The sequence below is a fragment of the Methylocella silvestris BL2 genome (assembly GCF_000021745.1).
GTDB classification, from domain to species: Bacteria; Pseudomonadota; Alphaproteobacteria; order Rhizobiales; family Beijerinckiaceae; genus Methylocapsa; species Methylocapsa silvestris.
The window spans coordinates 1,533,626-1,553,682 of record NC_011666.1; the positions used below are offsets into that span (position 1 = coordinate 1,533,626).

Genomic DNA, 20,057 nt, shown 5'->3' on the forward strand with positions numbered 1-20,057 from the left:
GAGCGCTCATTTGCGCTGGCGCGTCTTGCTAAAACCCGAACCTCTCAAGCTCGTCGGAAACGCGCTTGAGCATGAGTTGGTCGCGAAACGGAAAAGCGCGCAGGAAGGCGGCCTTGTTGAGATCGCAAACCCGAGCGCGCGCGGAACGGGCCCACGCTTTCGCGCGCGCATCGTTTCCGTTGAGGCCATGCGCGAGGACGGCGATCATCTCGATCAAGGCGTGCGCCCCGGGAGAGCGCGCCGCGCGCTCGGCCCATTCCGCAGCTTCGGCGGACTCTCCCATCACAAGATGGGAAAAAGCGCGAACGCCGAACATGCCATAGAGAAGCGGGTCAAGCGGGCTCAGGGCCAGCGCTTCGTCCACATTCGCGCGACTCGACGCAGCGTTGCCGAGCAGCGCCTGCGCCCAAGCTCGCGAATATTTGGCCTGGGCGTAATTCGGGTTGAGCGCATTGGCGCGCTCCAGCCAGGGAAGACTGGCGTCGAGATCGCCGCAAAGCCAGAAGGCGCGGCCCATGGTGAAATTGCCGAAAGGATCGACAGGATCGCGTTCGAGGCTTTGTTCGGCGGCGCGCTGCGCCAGATTCGCCGCCTCGGAAACATTGTCGGCGTAGCTCAGAAAGGCGCTTTGAAAATGGGTGAACGAAAGGCCGGCATAGGCGCGCGCAAATCCCGGCTCCATCGCGGCAGCGCGCTCGAACAGCGCGGTTGCGACAGAATTATCGGCTTTGTTGAAGCGATACATATGATGCAGCCCGAGATGATAGGCTGACCATGCGTCGAGACGCTCCGGCGATTTCAGCCGCGCCCGACGCGCCTCGTTGAGCGGGATCTGCAATTCGAGCGCATTGATCACGGCGCGGACGATCTCTTCGCGGATCTCATGCACCGCGCTGGCTTGCGTTCGAAATCTCTCGCTCCAAACGACGCCGCTGTCCTCGGCGTCGGAAAGTTCGACCGAGATGATCATTGCGCTATGGTGGATCTCTACGACGCCGGACAGGCAATAGCGGACGTTCAGCGCCGTCCGGACGCGGCCGACGTCCGGCTCCGCGCCGCGAAAGCGGAAGGACGAACCTCTCGCGATGACAAAGAGCCAGCGTAGCCGCGACAGTTCGGTGATGAGATCGTGAGGAAGCGCGTCGCCGATGGAAAATTGCGGATCCGCCGCGCCGAGAAGGCGAAAAGGAAGGACCGCAATGCTCGGCCGCGACGTCTCGACGGCTTGCGACCGATCCGTATCCGGCGCCGTCTCGGCCGTGGGCGCGATGGACTCGATGCGCGTCGCCGCCAGCCGGACATCCGCGACGAAGCGGAAGCCAATTCCATGGATTGTGCGGATGAGGCGCTGCGCGCCTCCATCGTCACCGAGCGCGCGGCGCGCCGATTTGATGCGGCTGGCGATCGCGGAATCGGAGATGACCCGCCCGTTCCAAACGCGCGCGACGATCTCTTCCTTCGTCGCGACCCGGTCACGGCTTTCGACGAGGAAACACAGCAGCGCAAAGACCTGTGGCTCGATCGCGATCGCGACGCCATTCGTCCGAAGTTCGACCCTGGCCGTGTCCAGTTCAAAATCTTCGAAAAGATAGATCATCGGGGCGGATTATAGCAATTTTCCGCGATTTCTCCGGAAAATCTCCAGATCGTCTCCAAGCAATCAGCCGGGCGTCCGGTTAACTTTACGACATCGACGCCTGCTGAGAGACTGTTTGAGAATTTGCTTCCTCCAAGAGGCCTCATGGTGAGGAGGGCTCGAAGAGCCCGTCTCGAACCACGAGGGCGTCGACAGCGTGCTCTGACTACATCCTTCGAGACGCCATTTCTCAGGAAATGGCTCCTCAGGATGAGGAGAACCGAATTTCCAAACAGTATCTGTGGAGATAAGACATGCCGCTCGTAACAATCGATGTCATCAAGGATGTATTCACGCCGCATCAAAAGCGCAGCCTGATCGAAAAGGTCACGGAAGCCATGATTTCCGTCGAGGGCGAGGCGATGCGCTCTGTCACCTGGGTCCGTATTCAGGAAATCGAGCAAGGCGACTGGGGCATCGGCGGGAAAATGCTCACCGCAGCCGATGTTCATGCGCTGGCGTCCGGCAAAGCCGCATAAGCGCGCCCGCCCGTCCGGGAGGCTGATTTCTGTCCCGCCGCATCACGGTGCTAATCTCCGACGTCCACGCCGGAGATGAGGTTTCACCGTCATGCAGGATCAGGTCGCGGCGGCAGGCGAGCATAACAAGATAAGACTGCGCCATCTCGTCTCCGATCGATCCGTCGGCGCGATGTTCGGCCTCGGCTTTAGCTCCGGCATGCCTTTTCTGCTCGTCTACATCACGCAATCGGCGTGGCTGTCGGAGGCGAAGGTGCCGATCGCCCTGCTCGGCCTGATGAGCGAATTGACGCTCGCCTATAAATTCAAATTCGTGTGGGCGCCTTTTCTCGACCGCTACGACGCCCCCCTGTTCAGTCGCCTGCTCGGCCGACGGCGCGGCTGGATCGTGCTCTCGCAGATCGGAATCATGCTTTCGCTGATCGGCGTCGCCTTCGGCGATCCGGCGCATTGGCTTGCCTGGACAGTCGGCTTCAGCCTCGCGCTCGGCTTCGCTGGCGCGACGCAGGATATTACGATCGACGGCTGGCGGATCACGGTGGCGCCGCAAGAGCGGCAGGCGTTGATGTCTTCCTGGTCGGAGATCGGCTGGCGCTTCGGCAATCTTGCCGCGGGCGCCGGCGCGCTCTATCTCGCCGACGCTTTTGGCTGGCGCGCCGCCTATCTCTGCATGGCCGCGTTGATGGCGCCCGGCATGATCGCCGCCCTGCTCGCGCCAGAGCCCGAGTCGGACAAGACCGCGCATTCCGAGCCGCTCGATATCGTCGCGACCATCGTCAATCCGATCAAGGATCTGATGCGCCGGCTCGGACCGCCAGCGGTTCTCATCCTGTTGATGGTGGCCGGGTTTCGCATGCCGGGTTATATTTCAAACGCGATGGCCATCCCGCTGTTCAAGAGCCTGCATTATTCGGATAGCGACATCGCCACGGTGACGAAACTTTTCGGCTTCGGCGTTGCGCTGGGAGGCACCCTTGGCGCGGGCTATGTCATCCCCCGCATCGGCATGATGGCGAGCCTCCTCGCCGGAACCGTCTTCGCCTCCGCCTCGCATCTGAGCCTCGCCTATCTCGCCGTGCATGGCGATCACGGCGGCGGCGAGTTCTGGCTGTTTGCGACGACCGTCAGCATCGACAGTTTCGCCTACGCCTTCGCCTCGATCGTGCTGATCACCTACATGTCGTCGCTGACCTCGACCGATTATGCGGCGAGCCAATATGCGCTGTTGACTTCGCTCTGCGCCCTGCCCGGCAGCTTTCTTGCCGGCGCCTCGGGATTCATCATCGAACGGATGAGCTTTGAGTGGTTTTTTGTCGGCACGTCGCTGATCGGAATACCGGTCGCGCTGCTCGCCTGGTATCTGTGGCATACGCATAAGAGGGGACGGCTGCCGGCGACGAGCGGGTAAACGGATTTACGTGTCAGCGTAATCCGCGAAAAAGCTCAGCTGCATCAAAATTTGGGCTAACCATCCCGCAACGATTGCTGGCTTGCAGCTCGCCCTCAATCAGATTACTAGAAGCGAAGGACAGGGTACAAAGGTCATGATCAAGCCTCCATATGACCCGCGCGCCGTCGCTAACCTCCTCTTGGAATTAGCCGCCAAGGAGGAGGAAGGTCCGATGCCAATCAGCAACCTCGCGCTCCAAAAGCTGCTTTACTTCGCTCACGGTCATTTCCTCATTAGGACCGGCGTTCCGCTTGTACAGGGAGCTTTTGAAGCGTGGAAATACGGGCCGGTCCATCCGGCTGTCTATCAAGCATTCAAGGGCGAAGCCGATCAGCCCATCCGAACGCGAGCAACCGGGCGGAACCCGATGACGGGAGCGGTTTACGCCCTGGAAATTCCTGACGATAGGCAAGTTCGCCGCCACTTGAAGGAAGTTCTCCGCGCGTATGGCCATCTGAGCCCTGGCCGTCTCGTTGACATTGCGCACGCGGCGAAAGGGCCATGGGCTACTGTTGTGAACAAAGCAAAAACATCTGTTGCGCTCGGCTTACGAATCCCAGATAGTATTACGCTGGAATGCTTTAAGCACCAGAAGGTTACGGTCGGCCTGCAAAGCCGCGTCGGGGAGCCTAATGAAGACACGCCGCTTATCGGAAATTGACTTAGCGAGACTCGCGGCGCTCACGCCCGGTCCACAGCTTGAGCATGCCCTCCGCTCCTACGACGCAGGTGGCGGCGCTTGGTCCTACGATCCGGTGAGAAGCTCGACTTCCGATATTGTCGGCGCGAACACTCCTCTTTTCGAACGTCTTGCTCAGCCACCGTGGGAAAAAATAGGGCGGCAAATCGAGATCGCTTGCAAGAGAGGCGAAGTCCAGGCGCAGGCAAACCTAGAAGTCGGCAAGGTTTTATTCGAGGGGGCACGACGCAAAGGATGGTCGGCGGTACACTTTCCTATGGGTCGCCTTCCGATAGGTATAACTGAAACCGTTCGCTATTGGAGCGATGTGTTGCTCGCAGATCAAGATGGGGTGTTTATCCCCTTTTTTGATCACCGCCGAAAAGACGGGATCGAGAACCGCTCAATAAGGCAGATCGTTTTTTCAATGCAACATCTGTGGGTGCGCGAGCGGCACCCTGACGTTTCGGAAGCCCGTCTGGCGATCATTCAGTTTCCTACCGCCAAGGATACCAGGCGCATTCATGTAGAGTTTCATAGGGAAGCCGATCTCCTGCCTTATGCGGAAATCGATAAGCGGATTCGAATTGTCTATGAGACTTGGGCGCGTGTGTTGGACGAGAGGAGGCGTCGCGCGCCAGAAACCGGCACGGGCGGCCCAAACCCGTTTGGCTTCTAGCTGAGTATTGTCAGTCGCCTACCGCTTCTTCTTCTCCGCCTGCCGAAAGCTCCAAGTCAGCTCCAGGCCGTCGCGCGTCTCGCCCTCGAGCACGATCTGAGAGCAGGCTCTTGGTCCATCCGGGGCGGCGAAGAAAATGCTCTCCTCGATCTCGGCGATCCAGGGCGTCTCGAACAGCCAGCGCCGCCCGTTCGGAAGCAGGCACAACACCGCATGGCCCTCGCGCACCCGCTTCAGCCGCACATTGGGATGGATGTGGAAGCGCACCGCGAAGGGGCGGCGCTCGATGGCGTCGCCGGGCGTCGCGGCGACCATGCGGTCAGCGCCGTCGAGCCATTTGCCGTCCTTGTGCAACACGAGGCGGCGCTGGCAAATGAGGCCGAAGCGGGAGGCATAACCGTCGTGCTGGACCACGAGAGTCGAGCCCGCCGCCTCGTCGCGGCGTTCGATCTCGACCTGTTCCGGCCCCGACACGATTTCGTCCCCGAGCCATTTGCGCAAGCCGAGATGAAAGGCGAAGCGCGATGAGGACAGATCGTCGACGACAAGCGTCGAATGGGCGGCGGTCATGCGCGCCGCCTCGCGCGCGGCGGCTCGGTTTGCCTCCGGCGCCCCGCAATTCAACACGAGACGCTGCGCGCCGACCGAAAATTCAAACGAGGCGCAGCCGGCGTGGGCGCGCGTCGAAAACACCGGCGGCGGCGGCCGGCCGGCGTCGACGACGACGACCGCGTCCTGCCCCTCCAGCCGCTGATAGCCGGAATGGGGCGCATTGGTCAGCGCCCGCGCCCGGCTGTCGTCATAGGCGAGCACCGTCGCAAGCTGCTCCGGCGGCGTCACGCCCATTCCGTTGAACAGCGCCAGCGCGCCGTCGCCATGGCGGAACAGCCGCAGCATGGGCATCATGCGGTCGATCGCGTTGAGAAGCTGCGGCGGCGGCTGCGCGCCGCGCGCGGCATAGGCCTGACGCAGCGGCAGAAGATCGAGCAGCAGGTCGATCAGGATCTGCGGATTGCGGCTGATGTGGCCGCCATCCGGCAGGATCTGGCGCTGCAGCTCCTCGGCGAGCATCCGGCCGGCGCGCTGGCGCAATTTTCCGGCGTCCTCGGCGCAAAGGCTGAGCTCGACCAGCGCGATCGCGACAAGCAGCCGGTCCTCGCCGGCGAGCCCCTCGGCCATCTTGCGTTCGAGAAATTGCTGCGTGCGCCCGATCGCCTTCATGAAGCGGCGATAGAAAGCGCGGTCGGCGCCATGCAGGATGATCGGCGACTGCGAGAGGAAGGCGAGCAGCCGTCTGGCCGCGACGCGCGGCTCCCAGGCCGCGTTCGCGCCGGGCTTGCTGAAATCGACGAGAAAATCCTCGACCAGCGCCCGCGCATTCGCTTTCGAGATCGCCGTATCGGCCGCGCGCAGATGGCGCAGCCAGCTGAAACTGGCGAGCGAGCGCGCCCAGGCGTCCGATTGCGGCTCAAGCTCGAAAGGCGAGCGTCCATGCGCGTTGACGATCTTGCCGCCGAAAGCGAAATAGCCGGCGTAAATATCGGCGGCGAGCGTCGGATCGCTGGTTCGGATGTCCTGCGGCGCGATCAGCAGCCGTTCGGGCGGCCGGCGCCGCAGCCCGGCGAGCGCGCGCCAGGGGCTCGCGGCGAAGCGCCACGCCGCCGCCGCGCCGCGCGCGAGAACGAGGCCCGCGACATGCAGCCGATCCTTCAAAATCGCGCCGGCCACAAGTACCCCCGACCGTCTCGCGGCCTCAATGAAGATGTTCCAAAACCGGAATGGCGCAAAAAGACCATCCCGACGGGACAGAGGCGGCCGATCCGAAAAGCTTGAGACTTTTCGGCTCCTTATCCCGGAAAATCAAATATGGGGGAAAAAACTCTCGGCTTTATTAACTACGCCGGATCAACCGGGCCGCGAAAAAGCCGTCGAGGCCCGAAAGCCGTGGATCGTCAGCGGGAAGATGGCAAGGCAAGGTGCGAAGCTCGCCTTCATTGTTGATGACGCCCTCGACGTCGCCGACCTCATGCGGGGAAATTTTAGAGCGCAGCATGTCCGGATTGCGGCGAAGCAGCGCCGCGATCTGGAGTTCGCCCTCCTCCGGCTCAAGCGAGCAGGTGCAATAGACGATCACGCCGCCCGGGCGGACCAGTTCGACCGCCTTGTCCAGCATGCGCGCCTGAACCTGCGCGAGGGAAGCGATGTCCGTCGGCTTCTTGATCCAGGCGATATCGGGATGGCGGCGGATGGTTCCCGTAGCGAGGCAGGGCGCGTCGATCAGGATGGCGTCGAAGGGCTGCGCCTTGAGGCCGACGATATCGGCGACGACGACATCGGCATGAAGATCAAGCCGCGAGAAATTGGCGGCGAGCCGTTTCAGGCGCTCCGCCGACCGGTCGATCGCCGTGACCTTGGCGCCGGCGGCGGCGAGCTGAGCGGCCTTGCCGCCGGGAGCCGCGCAAAAATCCGCGACGCGGGCGCCGGGAGCGGGAGCGATCAGCCGGGCCGGCAGGGCCGCGGCCGCGTCCTGCACCCACCACTCGCCCTCCGCAAAGCCGGGAAGCTCGGCGATCGGCGCATGCGTCAGAAGCCGTACGGAGCCGGTCGGCAGAACAAGGCCGCCAAGCCGCTCCGCCCAGAGCGCGGGATCGGATTTGACGGTGAGATCCAGCGTCGGCTCGTCGCGATTGGCTCTGGCGATCTTTCGGGCCAGATCCTCGCCATAGGTCTTGCGCCAGCGCGCGGCGAGCCAGGGCGGCGTATCATGATCGAACGGGTCGCTGTCTTCGAGGATCTTGTCGCGGCCGCGCGCGATATTGCGCAAAACGGCGTTGATCACGCCGGCAAAGGGCGCGCTTTTATTTTCGAGCCGGGTCGCGCGAACAGCAAGATCGACGGCCGCATGATCTGGAACATCCAGAAAGAGAATCTGCGCCGCGGCGGCGATAAGGGTCCATTCGAGGTGTGCGACCGGACGCGGCAACCCCTTGTCGAGAAACTCGCCCAGCGTCTTCCGGATGGTGCCGAGCCGTCGCAGCGCGGCGGTGACGATCGAGCGCGTCAGCGCGACGTCGCGCGGGTCCAGTCCCTGCAGCCGGGAGGGGATGGCGCCGGGGGAAAAGCAATCTTCGAGAGAATGCGCCTTGCCGACGATATCATTCAGGATGGCCGCGGCGGCAAGACGGGCCGGCAGCCCCGGGTGACGTTCGGCCTCGATCCTTGACGCTTCCGCCGACATGGACTGGCCCGGCCGATGGAGCGCTCCCTTGCGGTTGCGCTGTGGGTCGGGCCGGCGCGGAGGTGCGTTCAAATTTATGGCTCCGCCAATGGATGGCTGCATTGTTGGGCGGCTGCGGGCGATCTGGCAAATAACCGCCGCCGGACAAAGCCCGACGCGGATTGAATTGCCGAACACCGCCGCCGCGGTTCGACTGCCGCGGTTTATAGCACGGGCGGCCTGATTCCGCGCGGGGGTTTTGCCGCAATCCAAAACCTTTTAGAAGGTTGGGACGTCTTATTTATGAAGAACGCGAGATCGCCCGATGAGCGAGAAGCCCGATTTTGGCCCCGCCGAGCCAATCCCTACCGATCCAAGCCGCATCGATGCGAATCAGGCGGCAGGCGCCGCGGCGACCGGAACTGAGTCGCTGCAGCCGGACGCAAATGATCGGCGCGAATTGCCGCCCGCCGCGCAACGCGCGCTCGCCGAGGCGGCGGAGCGCCGGCGTTTAAAGGAGCTGGCGCATGAGCCGCGTCCGAAGGAAATCAACGGCCGCGACGGGCCAGAGCCAGCGCGCTACGGCGACTGGGAGGTCAAGGGCATCGCTAGCGATTTTTGAGACGTCGCCTTATGGGCTCAAACCCGACGCGAGGCTCGGAAAATCGAGCGGCCGAAAGCCGTAATGCTTCAGCCAGCGGACATCCGCCTCGAAGAAGGCGCGCAAATCGGGCATGCCATATTTCAGCATCGCCAACCGGTCGATGCCGATGCCCCAGGCGAATCCCTGAAAAATCTCCGGATCGAGGCCGCAATTGCGCAAGACATTCGGATGCACCATGCCGCAGCCGAGGATTTCGAGCCAGTCGCTCCCCTCCCCGAATCTTATTTCGCCATCCTTGCGCGAGCATTGCACATCGACCTCCATCGACGGCTCGGTAAAGGGGAAATAGCTCGGTCGGAAGCGCAGATTGACGGTCGACGTCTCGAAGAACGCCTTGAGGAATTCCTCGAGAATCCATTTGAGGTGGCCGAGATTGGACGAGCGGTCGATGACAAGGCCCTCGACCTGATGGAACATCGGCGTGTGGGTCTGGTCGGAATCGCAGCGATAGGTTCGGCCAGGGCAGATCACCCGGATCGGCGGCTTTTGCGCCAGCATCGTGCGCACCTGCACTGGGCTCGTATGCGTGCGCAAGACCTTGCGGCGGCCGTGCTTGTCCGGATGAAAGAAGAAGGTGTCGTGCATGTCCCGCGCGGGATGATCCGGGGGAAAATTCAGCTTCGTGAAATTATAATCGTCGGTCTCGATGTCGGGGCCTTCGGCGATCGAGAACCCCATATCGGCGAAAATCTCGGCGAGTTCATCCATCACCTGGGAAATCGGATGAATGCGGCCGGCCGCGGCGCCCTGTGGGCGAACCGGCAAAGTGACGTCGAGCGTCTCATTGGCGAGCCGCGCTTCGAGCGCTGCATCCTTCAGCACGCCGCGCCGGGCCGACAGAGCCGTATTGACTGCGTCCTTCAGGGCGTTAATCGCCGCGCCCTCGGTCTTGCGTTCATCGGGCGACATTTTTCCAAGGCCGGACAGCAGAGCGGAAATTGAGCCCTTCTTGCCAAGCGAAGCGACGCGCACCGCCTCAAGCGCGGATTCGTCCGCGGCCGCTGCAATATCGCTCAAGAGCGCGGTTTTCAGGTCTTCGAGGTCGGCCATGATGGGTAAAATTCCAATTGCGCCGCCGTCATAGAGCATTTTGCCCGCGGCGGCACAGGAAAATGCGTGGGCGTCGACTCAGGACAGAGCCGCCGCCTGCGGCCGATAGGCGACCGCCTCCGTCGCTCAGATGGGCCGCGTCGCAGCGACCAGCCAGCGCCGGCGCTCCGGGTCGAGCAGCGGCGAAAGCTGGCGCCGAACGCGCAGATGATAGGCGTTGAGCCAGGCGGTCTCCTCAGGCTCCAGCAGCTTCGGCTCGATCAGCGCGGCGTCGATCGGCGCCAGAGTGATCGTGTCAAATCCGTACATTTCGCGTTCGGCGCCCTTGATCGCGCGCGGCTCGACGACGACGAGATTTTCGATCCTTATGCCCCAATGGCCCGCGTTGTAATAGCCCGGCTCGTTGGACAGGATCATGCCCGGCTGCAGCGGCGTCGAGCCAATCTTCGAGATCCGCTGCGGACCTTCATGCACCGAGAGATAGGAGCCGACCCCATGGCCCGTGCCATGATCGAAATCGAGCCCTGCCCGCCAAAGCGCAAGCCGCGCCAGCGCGTCTATCTGGGCGCCGGAAGTGCCTTTCGGGAACACCGCCCGCGCAATGGCGATGTGACCCTTGAGCACGCGCGTAAAGCGGTCGCGCATTGTCGCCGTCGGGCGCCCGACCGCGAGCGTGCGGGTGATATCGGTGGTGCCGTCCTCATATTGGCCGCCGGAATCGATGAGGAAAATCCCGTTGCGGATGCGGGCGTTGGTCCTGTTCGTGACGCGATAATGCGGAATGGCGGCGTTTGGTCCGGCGGCCGCGATTGAGGGAAAGGAGAGATCCTTGAGCTTGCCCGTCTCGCGCCGAAAACTCTCCAACGCCTTGGCCGCGTCGATCTCGGTCAGCCGGCCATGGCGCGCATGTTCGGCGAACCAGTGGAGGAAGCGCGTAACGGCCGCCCCGTCGCGAATATGGGCGGCTTTCGCGCCGGCGAGTTCCGTCGCATTCTTGCGCGCCTTCATCAGCGCGATCGGATCGGCGCCGATATCGCAGACGCCGCCCGCCTCCTTGAACGCGCAAACGAGCCTTGCGGGAGCCGTCGCGCCGTCGAACAGCAGCTTCTTGCCCTTGCGTCCCAGATCTTCAAGATCGCGCTCGAGCTGCGACGGCTCCTTCAATTCAGCGAGCGCCTCAAGCTTGCGGCGTTGCGCCGCATCGAGCTTGCGCCCGTCGATATAAAGCCGCGGCCTGCCGGATTTGAAGACGAGAGCGAAGGCGAGCGGCAGCGGCGTGTAGGAGACGTCATGGCCGCGGATGTTGAAAACCCAGGCGACCGCATGCGGGTCGCTCACCAGAAGAGCGTCATTGCCGCCTAGCAGCGCGGCGACGCGGCTGACTTTGCGCGCCGCGGTCTCGCCCGCATATTTGCCCGGATGCAGCGTAATCTTGCCCAGCGGCGGCGCTGGCCGGTCGCCCCACACCGCATCGATCGGATTGGGCTCGACCGCGACGAGGACGCCGCCCGCGGTTTCGACCGCCTTGGCGAGCCGCTCGACCTGCCCCGGCGTATGCAGCCACGGATCGTAGCCAATCCGGGCGCCGCGCCGAACGGCCTGCTCCAGCCATTCGGCCGGCGTCGTCTGCGCGATCTCAACCGGCTCAAAAATGCTTACATCAACCTGGTCCCTCACCGCGAGCGCATAGCGCCCGTCGACGAACACCGCCGCGCGGTCGCGCAGCACGATCGCCGTTCCAGCCGAACCGGTAAAGCCGGACAGAAAGGCCAGCCGCTCCTCAGAGGGCGCAACATATTCATTTTGATGGCAATCAGCGCGCGGCACGATGAAGCCGTCGAGTCCGAGGCGGCGCAATTCAAGGCGCAGCGCGGCGACGCGCGGTGGGCCCTGCGTCGCGTCGGCAAGATCGTCGAAGGATTGAAATGCGCTCTCGAACATAGCGCGAGAGTAGAAGCAAGTTTTACGCGCGGCAACCGGGCGACGGCAAGAAATGCTCAGCCCAAGGCGTCTTGGCCCTCGCTGTGAGTCTCATCCCGCCTCTCGTCCTGGCAAGGATGCCCAGGAAGGCCGCATGATTTCCAGCGCTCGCCCCGATCGCGCAGCCGCGCCTCCAGCCGCTCCACCTTGAGCCGCACGGCGCAGCCTCCTGAGAAGATGAGATCGACTTCGCCGGCGGGAGCCTGCGTCTCCCTGAAGCAAATGCGCAGCAGATTGAGAATGCGCGTCTTGTCGCTCAGCGAAAAACCCGAATAGGCGGCGCCGACGACGCCGTCGAAATGCAGGCCGGCGCGGCACCGCTCGAGCGGCCCCGACGCCGCCTTGACCCAATCGAATCGCGAGGCGAGGAAGGCGAACTGCCGCGTATCGGGCAGCAGGGCCATTTCGCCGACAAGGACCAGCGCATCCTGCAGATTGGCGGAGACGATATCGAGGTCTTCCTTGTCGAGCGCGATGAGCCGAAGCTCGGTCGGGGCCAAAATTTCGCTCATCGAATCACCCATCGCTATGCGCCGCGCCGCGGCCCGGAGAGAATGGCGCCACTCCCGCCGGCCTTCAAACCCTTGATTTAGGCTATCCGGACAGGCGTTCAATGATTGCGCCGCAGCCGCCGAGCTTGGTTTCCAGATGCTCGAAGCCGCGATCGAGATGATAGACGCGGTTGACCATCGTCTCACCCTCGGCCGCCAGCGCCGCGATGACGAGCGACACCGAGGCGCGCAGATCCGTCGCCATCACCGGCGCGCCTTCGAGGCGCTCGACTCCATCGACCAAGGCGACGTCGCCATCGAGCCTGATATGGGCGCCGAGGCGCGCCAATTCCTGCACATGCATGAAACGATTTTCGAAAATCGTCTCCGTGATTCGGGACTGCCCCTTGGCTTTGGTCATCAGCGCCATGAATTGCGCCTGCAGGTCAGTCGGAAACCCGGGAAAAGGCGCGGTCACAATATCGACCGGCATCAGCCCGGCGCCGTTCCGCTGCACCCTGATGCCTTCATTGACCACGTTGACGGTGGCGCCGGCCTCAACGAGCACATCAAGCGCGCTTTGCAGCAGACCGGCCTCTGCGCCTTCCAGCATGACGTCGCCGCCGGCCATGGCCGCCGCGATCGCATAGGTGCCGGCCTCGATCCGGTCCGGCAGCACGCGATGGCTCGCGCCATTCAACCGCGCGACGCCCTCGACGTCGATCACCGACTGGCCGGCGCCCTTAATCCGAGCCCCCATCTTGACGAGGCACTCCGCCAGATCGACCACCTCCGGCTCGCGCGCCGCGTTCACGATGCGGGTGTGGCCATGGGCGAGCGAGGCGGCCATCAGCGCGGTATGGGTGCCGCCGACCGTCACCTTGGGGAACTTGATCTCCGCCCCGCGCAATCCCTTCGGCGCCTTCGCGTGAACATAGCCGGCTTCGATTTCGACGCTGGCGCCAAGCTTTTCGAGGGCCATGATCAAGAGGTCGACCGGGCGCGTGCCGATGGCGCAGCCGCCGGGCAGCGACACTTTCGCCTCGCCCATGCGGGCGAGAAGCGGGGCGATCACCCAGAAACTCGCGCGCATTTTCGAGACGAGCTCATAAGGCGCCGTTGTGTCGACGATGTCGCGCGCCGTCAGATGCACCGGCCGGCTGGCGTTGGGGGCCGCCCCGAGGCGACGCCCGTCCACCGAATGATCGACGCCGTGATGCCCCAGAATGCGCAGGAGCATGTTGACGTCGGCGAGATTGGGGAGATTGTCGAGCGTAAGCGTTTCAGCGGTCAGAAGCGAGGCGATCATCAGCGGCAGCGCCGCGTTCTTGGCGCCGGAAATTTGAATGACGCCATTCAGCTCCTGGCCGCCGACAATCCGAATGCGATCCATAATCCCCCGTCTTTCCGGCCGTTTGGATCATTTTGATTACGGATTTCACCCGATCCAAAATCAAATTGATCGATTTCATAATGTTTGGAGCAAAATAAGGAAGGGAAAGCAGACGCCGCTTTCCGCGTTAGGCTTTAGCTCGTCGTCCCCGGACAATCGCCGCCGCCACCCGAATGGCAGGCGCTGTCCTTTGAAATCGGCTCGCCCTCGGCTCCGGCGCGCTCTTGCTGTCCGCTCCCGGCGTCAGCGGCCTGTCGCCCCCTGCCCTGCGCCTTCCGGCGATTAAGATTTGCGCGCAGCGCCGCGGCGAGGCGCTGGCGCTCCGCGCCCTTGCGATCCTCGCCCGCGCCGCGCACCGGAATCCTATTCATACGGAAGGCCCTTGCGTCATGAAGCTCGTTTCGAAGCGCCGCGCGCCAAGGCTCGGCGGGCGGCCGCTGACACCTTTAGAGCCCGGCGTTGGCGGAAACAAGGCTTTACGGGCCGGCTTGCCTGCGCGGCGCGACTGTGGCAATACGCCAGCCGTCGCGCCCCGAAGCGTCGGCTGCGGTAGCTCAGTGGTAGAGCACTCCATTGGTAATGGAGAGGTCGACAGTTCAATCCTGTCTCGCAGCACCATTCAAATCAGAGGCTTAGACGCTTTTGAATTGATCGGAAACAGCGTCAATACACGATATAGATCGGCGATCGGCTGAGCGCGAATGTGGGGCTGCCGGCGCTTGCCGCGGCAGCGCCGTTGCCCATCCAGTCATATATCGTATAGGGGCCGGAGGGGATCGCGATGGCCGCCGACGTGCTGCCGCTATGGTCCCACAGCGCGACGATCGTCTTGCCGCCGCGCGTGAATTTATAGCCCAACTGCGTCCCCCCAAGGCCCGAGACGGGCCCCGCCGTCGTCGCACGGTCGAGCAAATAGGTCATGGCTGAAAAGGCGGGGGCGGCCGGCTTCGGCCCGACCTTGTTGGTCCCGAACGGAACAGACGGATTCAGATTGTAATAGAGGCCCTATCGCGCGCTGCTGTGGCCCGCGGAAACATCCCAGAAATCATGCACATAAAAAGCGAAGTCGATCTTGAACCCCTCGCCGATCAGAATCAGCGTCTGCCGGATGTTCGCCTGCGCTTGTTGCAGCAGCCCGAAATGAGCCGAATCATAACCGTGCTCCGTGCCGACGAAGGGCATGGCCGCGCCCTTCGCCGCCGCCGCCTTGGCCATCTGCCCGCGCAGCGCGGCGACAAAGCCGCCGCCTTCTGGCGGGAAGGTCGGGCCCCCGTAGGGGTGCATTGACACGGCGTCGAGATAAGTCGCGAGGCGCGCTGACCACATCTGCGCCATCTGATCGACGGAGCCGTCCGCGTTCTCACCCTCCGTGAACAGCGTCGGCCCGGCGATGACAGCTTTCGGATCGGCCGCTTGATCGCCGCATAGCTCGATGAATAAAACTGGATGAGCTGCGCCGGCGAGCGGCGCTACATCCAAGTCATCTGGAACTCCCAGGTGACTTGGTAATAGCGCTGCGCCTGAGCCGGATAATCCGCCGCGATCGTGGCTGCAAAGCCGATGCGAAATGGTCAGACTGGCTAGGTTCCCGCTAGATAACGCGCTGGAATTGCCTGCCTTTCCTTTGTCGCAGTATCGACCGCCCAGTTCGGGAGCGAGGCGTGCGATCATTAGGAATGCGTAGATTTTCAAAACGGAGCCGCTATAGGCGACGGCGGCGATGGCCGGATCCTTGACCGGATAGGGCCTACCGGCGGCCGTCGCGCCGACTTACGCTCCGGCTCCACGCTAGGCCGAGAGGGAAGCGTCTCCGGCGTGCGAAGCGTCAAGCCTCGTTCACGCCGGGACGTTTTTTGGACGTTCGGATCTGTCGCAGATCTGACGCCTTATCTGGCCGCCTCGTTGCGCGACCGTTCGCTCATGGCCCGGCGCAGATCCGCGCGAAGCGGCTCGCACATTGGCGGCGGATTGGCGCCGCCCTGATGCGTGGCGACGCAATCGCGCCAATTCCGGAACGCTTGCTGATAGGACGAAACAGAAGCGGCGGACGTGCTCGCCCCGCCCGAGACGCCGCCTTGCGCTGCGCCCTTGTTAATTGCCCCGGTGACGTCGTCCGTCTCGGTCAAGGCGGCGCGCGCAGCGACTTCCGCCGCGGCCGCCGGCAGGGCGCAAGCAACAAGGCCGAATAAAACAGCAGCTCCAATCTTGTTCATGGCTTTTCTCTTCACTTTATTGACCCGAATTCCAAACCCGTCTTATGCCCTCATCCTTAAGCCAGCCATTCCACTTGCGATGCAAAAGCCGCAACGCGCGCCAACGGCGCGATAGCCGAAAACAGAGCTAGTCGGATGAGCCGTTAAGAATATTAGTGAAACGCGCGCGACACGACGGGGAAACCGCGGGCGCGAACCCATATCACAGACATTCCCCAATTTCCAAAGCAAATTCTTCTGAATTCATGCCGCAACCGAGAGAAGAGAACGCCGCGTCCTCTGTAAAAAAGCGGCTCGGCTCTCTGTTGCGTATGAACAAGTGTTCATCTTCAACCCCTGCGGGATCAGCGTCCCTATAAAGGACTACGGCGTCGCTTTCGCTATGCTTCTTTTAAAGCTAAGCGATCGATTGCCGATTCCAAGACGGTTCCGGTAAAATCGGGAGCAAATTCAGGCGATTCGTGTGCGATTTTGCACATGACTCGCTCGCAGCGCCGCGAGGCCTTTCATTTCTCCACGACCTTGCGCCATTTGGCCGATGAAACAAGCACTATCAAAAATACATCGACTTGCATTCGATTTCAATAAAAGCGCGCTTTTATGCTTAAATCATATATGAATGGACGTTAATTCATTTTTAATAGTTTATGTTCCACTGGGCCCTGCCCGACCCATTCGCTCGAAGCGCAGCCCGAAGCTGTGAAACCAGCCAACTTATCCACAGGCGCGTTGACGACTCCCTATTTGTTCCCTATAGGTTCCTGACAAATTCTTTTCCCGCATCCGTATATGCGACGGAGTCAGAAGGCGTCGATGGCCGAAGCCGACACATTGAAACGCAATGCGAAGCGCCTCTTGAATTCTTCCGTCTCAAGTCTCGCCGGAGTAAAGCCGAGGGCAAGACCAACATCCTCGCCTCGCGAACTAGAGCTCGCGGCGCCCCTTCCGGCGCGGCGCGGACGCGGCGCCCTGACAAACGCCAGCGGCCGCTTCGAGCTGGAAGAGCGGCTTCGGGAGCACGACGGCTGGTCCGCTCTCGACGAATTCGAGCCGCTGCGGACGACCGTCATCAAGGAGCGCGCCAAGACCATCATCACGCGCAATGAGTCGCCGGATATTTCCTTCGACCGTTCCATCAATCCCTATCGCGGCTGCGAACATGGCTGCGTCTATTGTTTCGCCCGGCCGACGCATGCTTTTCTCGGTCTGTCGCCGGGGCTCGATTTCGAAACGCGGCTTTTTTCCAAGACCAATGCGGCCGAACTGCTCGAACGCGAATTGGCCGCGCCGTCCTACCAGCCCAAGACGATTGCGATCGGCACCAACACCGACCCCTATCAGCCGATTGAGCGCACCGAGCTGGTGATGCGCGAGGTGCTTCAGGTTTTGTCGCGAACCAATCACCCCGTCGGCATCGTCACGAAATCCGCTCTCGTTGCGCGCGATATCGACATTCTGGGGCCGATGGCCGAGAGGGGCCTCGTCAAGGTCGCTTTGTCGGTGACGACTCTCGACCCCGTCCTCGCGCGCAAGATGGAGCCGCGAGCGAGCTCTCCCGAACGCCGGCTCGACACGATCCGGCGGCTCTCGGACGCCGGCATTCCAACCGTAGTGATGACCGCGCCGATTATTCCGGCCATCAATGATGCCGAGATCGAAGCGATCCTGGAGCGGGCCAAGGCTGCGGGCGCGCGGGAAGCGGGCTATGTCATGCTTCGTCTGCCGCTCGAATTGCGCGATCTCTTTTCGCAATGGCTGATGGTGCATTATCCGGACCGGCTCAGGCATGTTCTGTCGCTGGTGCGCTCGACGCGGGGCGGCAAGCTCTATGATTCGACCTTCGGCAAGCGGATGACCGGCGCCGGCCCCTACGCCTGGATGATCGGGCGCCGCTTCGAGGCCGCCGCGGCAAGGCTTGGCCTCGCCAAAAGCCGGACGCCGCTGCGCGCCGATCTGTTCCGGCGTCCGGCGCGGCTGGGCGAGCAGCTGCAGCTTCTCTGACGCCGGCGCGACGCAAGCCTTTTCATGCGGGGCCGTAACGCATAAATCTGCGCGGATGGTCCCAACTGACAAAGACGCTCCCGAGCCGGAGTCGCCGCCAGGCGCCGATAGCCCGCTGCCGCCGGAGTTCGATTTCGCCGTCGAGGATGGCGATGAGGAGATCCAGGACTTCGCCGATCTCGACCTTCCCGAGGACGACGCCGCCCCCGCCTCGGTGCGGCGCGGCGCGGCCGTCATCCGCAGCTTCTGGCGCCAGGCGCCGCAAGGTCCCGGCGTCTATCGCATGATCGCCGCCGACGGAGAGGTGCTCTACGTCGGCAAGGCGAAGAGCGTGCGCAAGCGGATCGCCAGCTATATGCGCCCGCTCGGCCACAACAACCGGATCGCGCGGATGATCGCGCTGACCGCCTCGATGGTCTTCATCTCGACCAGCACCGAGACGGAAGCGCTGCTGCTCGAGACGAATTACATCAAGCAGATGAAGCCGCGCTTCAACGTGCTGATGCGCGACGACAAGTCGTTCCCTTACATCCTTCTGACAGGCGACCACGCGGCTCCGCAGATCCTGAAGCATCGCGGCGCGCGCAATCGAAAGGGCGACTATTTCGGGCCTTTCGCCAGCGTATGGGCGGTCAACCGCACCATGAATGCGCTTGAGCGCGCCTTTCTCCTGCGCTCCTGCTCGGACAGCTATTATGAAAACCGCACGCGGCCCTGTCTGCTGCACCAGATCAAGCGCTGTTCGGCGCCCTGCACCGGCGAGATCGACCTTGACGACTATCGCCGGCTGGTCGGCGAGGCGCGCGACTTTCTCTCCGGCAAGAGCCGCGCCGTGCGCGATCTTCTCGCGACCGAAATGACCAGCGCCTCGGACGCGCTTGAGTTCGAGCGCGCCGCGCGCCTGCGCGACCGCATCGCCGCTCTCTCCGCCATCCAGGGCGCCCAGGGCGTCAATCCAAAAACCGTCGAGGAGGCCGACGTCTTCGCGATCGTCGAGGAAGCCGGGCAATTCTGCGTCGAAGCCTTCTTTTTCCGCACCTACCAGAACTGGGGCAACCGCGCCTATTTTCCGCGCGCCGACAAGAGCCTGGCCTCCGCCGAGGTGCTCGACGCGTTTTTGGCGCAGTTTTACGCCGACAAGCCCGCTCCGCGGCTGATTTTGCTCTCGCATGAGATCGAAAACGGCGCCGTGCTGAGCGAGGCTCTCTCCCTCCGCACCGGACATCGAATCGAAATCGCGCGGCCGCAGCGCGGGGAAAAGCATGAGCTCGTCGAACATGCCTGCCAGAACGCAAGGGAGGCGATGAGCCGCCGTCTGTCGGAAACCGCCTCGCAGGAGAAGCTGCTGGCGGCGCTGGCGGCGGCGCTCGGCCTCTCCGCCCCTCTTCGGAGGGTCGAAATCTACGACAATTCCCATATCATGGGGACGAATGCGGTCGGAGCAATGGTCGTCGCCGGCCCTGCCGGCTTCATGAAGGCGCATTATCGCACCTTCAACATAAAGGGCGAGGATCTCACGCCGGGCGATGACTACGGTATGATGCGCGAAGTTCTGCGGCGTCGCTTTCTGAGGCTGGCCAAGGACGAAGCGGCGGCGGACGGGCCCTCGACGCGAGACGACGATGAAGACATTTTCCCGCAGCGGCCGGATTTGATCCTGATCGACGGCGGCCAGGGTCAATTCGACGCCGCCAACGCCATTCTCGATGAATTATCCGTGACCGGGGTCGCCGTGGCCGGGATCGCCAAGGGCGTCGACCGCAACGCCGGCCGCGAAAGCTTTTTCGTCGCAGGCAAGGCGCCGTTCCGGCTCTCGCCGCGCGATCCCGCCCTCTATTTCGTGCAGAGGCTGCGCGACGAGGCGCATCGTTTCGCGATTGGGACGCATCGCGCCCGCCGTAAGAAGGAATTTACCCGCAGTCCGCTCGACGAGATCGCCGGCGTCGGCCCGGCGCGCAAGCGCGCCCTGCTGCACGCTTTCGGCACCGCCAAGGCGATTTCAAAGGCCGCTTTATCCGATCTCGAAAAAGTCGCGGGCGTCAATGCGGCGACGGCGCGGCTCGTTTATAACTATTTCCACGAGGGCGGCGGCTAAGCTTGCCGACCGGCATTGGCGGGCGCCGAT

The 20,057-nt window shown here is 63.0% G+C and carries 18 protein-coding genes and 1 tRNA gene; 8 read left to right on the forward strand and 11 right to left on the reverse strand.

The window, feature by feature from the left end:
• Nucleotides 1-28: 28 nt before the first annotated feature.
• Nucleotides 29-1,597 carry a winged helix-turn-helix domain-containing tetratricopeptide repeat protein gene (locus MSIL_RS07245; RefSeq protein ID WP_012590453.1) on the reverse strand — a complete coding sequence of 523 codons (1,569 nt, stop codon included), beginning with the start codon at nucleotides 1,595-1,597 and terminating at the stop codon, nucleotides 29-31.
• Between the two features lie 293 nt (nucleotides 1,598-1,890).
• Between MSIL_RS07245 and MSIL_RS07250 the strand changes: the two genes are divergently transcribed.
• The 4 genes from MSIL_RS07250 to socB all read left to right on the forward strand — a co-directional run bounded on the left by MSIL_RS07250 (nucleotide 1,891) and on the right by socB (nucleotide 4,923).
• Nucleotides 1,891-2,115 carry a tautomerase family protein gene (locus MSIL_RS07250; protein ID WP_012590454.1) on the forward strand — a complete coding sequence of 75 codons (225 nt, stop codon included), beginning with the start codon at nucleotides 1,891-1,893 and terminating at the stop codon, nucleotides 2,113-2,115.
• 91 nt (nucleotides 2,116-2,206) lie between these two features.
• Nucleotides 2,207-3,523, forward strand: a complete 1,317-nt coding sequence (locus MSIL_RS07255) for an AmpG family muropeptide MFS transporter (protein WP_012590455.1) — start codon at nucleotides 2,207-2,209, stop codon at nucleotides 3,521-3,523.
• Between the two features lie 136 nt (nucleotides 3,524-3,659).
• The gene (gene socA, locus MSIL_RS07260; RefSeq protein ID WP_012590456.1) at nucleotides 3,660-4,226 is read left to right on the forward strand and encodes a type VI toxin-antitoxin system SocA family antitoxin; all 567 of its coding nucleotides are present in this window, start codon (nucleotides 3,660-3,662) and stop codon (nucleotides 4,224-4,226) included.
• Nucleotides 4,198-4,923, forward strand: coding sequence for a type VI toxin-antitoxin system SocB family DNA replication inhibitor toxin (socB, locus tag MSIL_RS21230; RefSeq protein WP_012590457.1), 726 nt, complete (start codon nucleotides 4,198-4,200; stop codon nucleotides 4,921-4,923). Before socA ends, socB begins: the two co-directional genes overlap by 29 nt.
• An 18-nt stretch (nucleotides 4,924-4,941) precedes the next feature.
• Here socB and MSIL_RS07270 read toward each other — a convergent pair whose 3' ends face one another.
• Nucleotides 4,942-6,651 carry a heparinase II/III family protein gene (locus tag MSIL_RS07270; protein WP_012590458.1) on the reverse strand — a complete coding sequence of 570 codons (1,710 nt, stop codon included), beginning with the start codon at nucleotides 6,649-6,651 and terminating at the stop codon, nucleotides 4,942-4,944.
• A gap of 163 nt (nucleotides 6,652-6,814) precedes the next feature.
• Entirely contained in the window at nucleotides 6,815-8,161 is a 1,347-nt protein-coding gene (locus tag MSIL_RS07275; RefSeq protein WP_012590459.1) for an RsmB/NOP family class I SAM-dependent RNA methyltransferase, read from the reverse strand.
• Between the two features lie 361 nt (nucleotides 8,162-8,522).
• Between MSIL_RS07275 and MSIL_RS21905 the strand changes: the two genes are divergently transcribed.
• Nucleotides 8,523-8,762, forward strand: coding sequence for a DUF1674 domain-containing protein (locus MSIL_RS21905; RefSeq protein ID WP_425277116.1), 240 nt, complete (start codon nucleotides 8,523-8,525; stop codon nucleotides 8,760-8,762).
• A gap of 9 nt (nucleotides 8,763-8,771) precedes the next feature.
• Here MSIL_RS21905 and pheS read toward each other — a convergent pair whose 3' ends face one another.
• From pheS to MSIL_RS07305, 5 genes are all read right to left on the reverse strand, one after another.
• Nucleotides 8,772-9,854 carry a phenylalanine--tRNA ligase subunit alpha gene (gene pheS, locus MSIL_RS07285; protein ID WP_012590461.1) on the reverse strand — a complete coding sequence of 361 codons (1,083 nt, stop codon included), beginning with the start codon at nucleotides 9,852-9,854 and terminating at the stop codon, nucleotides 8,772-8,774.
• 126 nt (nucleotides 9,855-9,980) lie between these two features.
• Nucleotides 9,981-11,795, reverse strand: coding sequence for an aminopeptidase P family protein (locus tag MSIL_RS07290; protein WP_012590462.1), 1,815 nt, complete (start codon nucleotides 11,793-11,795; stop codon nucleotides 9,981-9,983).
• Nucleotides 11,796-11,851: 56 nt separating this feature from the next.
• Complete coding sequence (locus MSIL_RS07295) at nucleotides 11,852-12,346, reverse strand: DUF2948 family protein (RefSeq protein WP_012590463.1); 495 nt, start codon at nucleotides 12,344-12,346, stop codon at nucleotides 11,852-11,854.
• Nucleotides 12,347-12,428: 82 nt separating this feature from the next.
• Nucleotides 12,429-13,718: a UDP-N-acetylglucosamine 1-carboxyvinyltransferase gene (gene murA / locus MSIL_RS07300; RefSeq protein ID WP_012590464.1), complete on the reverse strand. Its 1,290-nt coding sequence runs from the start codon at nucleotides 13,716-13,718 to the stop codon at nucleotides 12,429-12,431.
• 134 nt (nucleotides 13,719-13,852) lie between these two features.
• Nucleotides 13,853-14,089, reverse strand: a complete 237-nt coding sequence (locus MSIL_RS07305) for a hypothetical protein (protein ID WP_012590465.1) — start codon at nucleotides 14,087-14,089, stop codon at nucleotides 13,853-13,855.
• Nucleotides 14,090-14,261: 172 nt separating this feature from the next.
• Between MSIL_RS07305 and MSIL_RS07310 the strand changes: the two genes are divergently transcribed.
• Nucleotides 14,262-14,336, forward strand: a tRNA-Thr gene (locus MSIL_RS07310).
• 45 nt (nucleotides 14,337-14,381) lie between these two features.
• Here MSIL_RS07310 and MSIL_RS07315 read toward each other — a convergent pair.
• The 3 genes from MSIL_RS07315 to MSIL_RS07325 form a co-directional block, all read right to left on the reverse strand.
• Nucleotides 14,382-14,639: a hypothetical protein gene (locus MSIL_RS07315; RefSeq protein WP_041367727.1), complete on the reverse strand. Its 258-nt coding sequence runs from the start codon at nucleotides 14,637-14,639 to the stop codon at nucleotides 14,382-14,384.
• A gap of 84 nt (nucleotides 14,640-14,723) precedes the next feature.
• Nucleotides 14,724-15,410, reverse strand: a complete 687-nt coding sequence (locus MSIL_RS07320) for a hypothetical protein (RefSeq protein ID WP_148213045.1) — start codon at nucleotides 15,408-15,410, stop codon at nucleotides 14,724-14,726.
• Nucleotides 15,411-15,604: 194 nt separating this feature from the next.
• Nucleotides 15,605-15,931, reverse strand: coding sequence for a hypothetical protein (locus MSIL_RS07325; RefSeq protein ID WP_012590466.1), 327 nt, complete (start codon nucleotides 15,929-15,931; stop codon nucleotides 15,605-15,607).
• Between the two features lie 813 nt (nucleotides 15,932-16,744).
• Here MSIL_RS07325 and MSIL_RS07330 point away from each other — a divergent pair.
• Together MSIL_RS07330 and uvrC are read left to right on the forward strand one after the other, a co-directional pair.
• Nucleotides 16,745-17,932, forward strand: coding sequence for a PA0069 family radical SAM protein (locus MSIL_RS07330; RefSeq protein WP_012590467.1), 1,188 nt, complete (start codon nucleotides 16,745-16,747; stop codon nucleotides 17,930-17,932).
• A 55-nt stretch (nucleotides 17,933-17,987) separates the two neighbouring features.
• Complete coding sequence (uvrC, locus tag MSIL_RS07335) at nucleotides 17,988-20,027, forward strand: excinuclease ABC subunit UvrC (protein ID WP_012590468.1); 2,040 nt, start codon at nucleotides 17,988-17,990, stop codon at nucleotides 20,025-20,027.
• Nucleotides 20,028-20,057 lie beyond the last annotated feature (30 nt).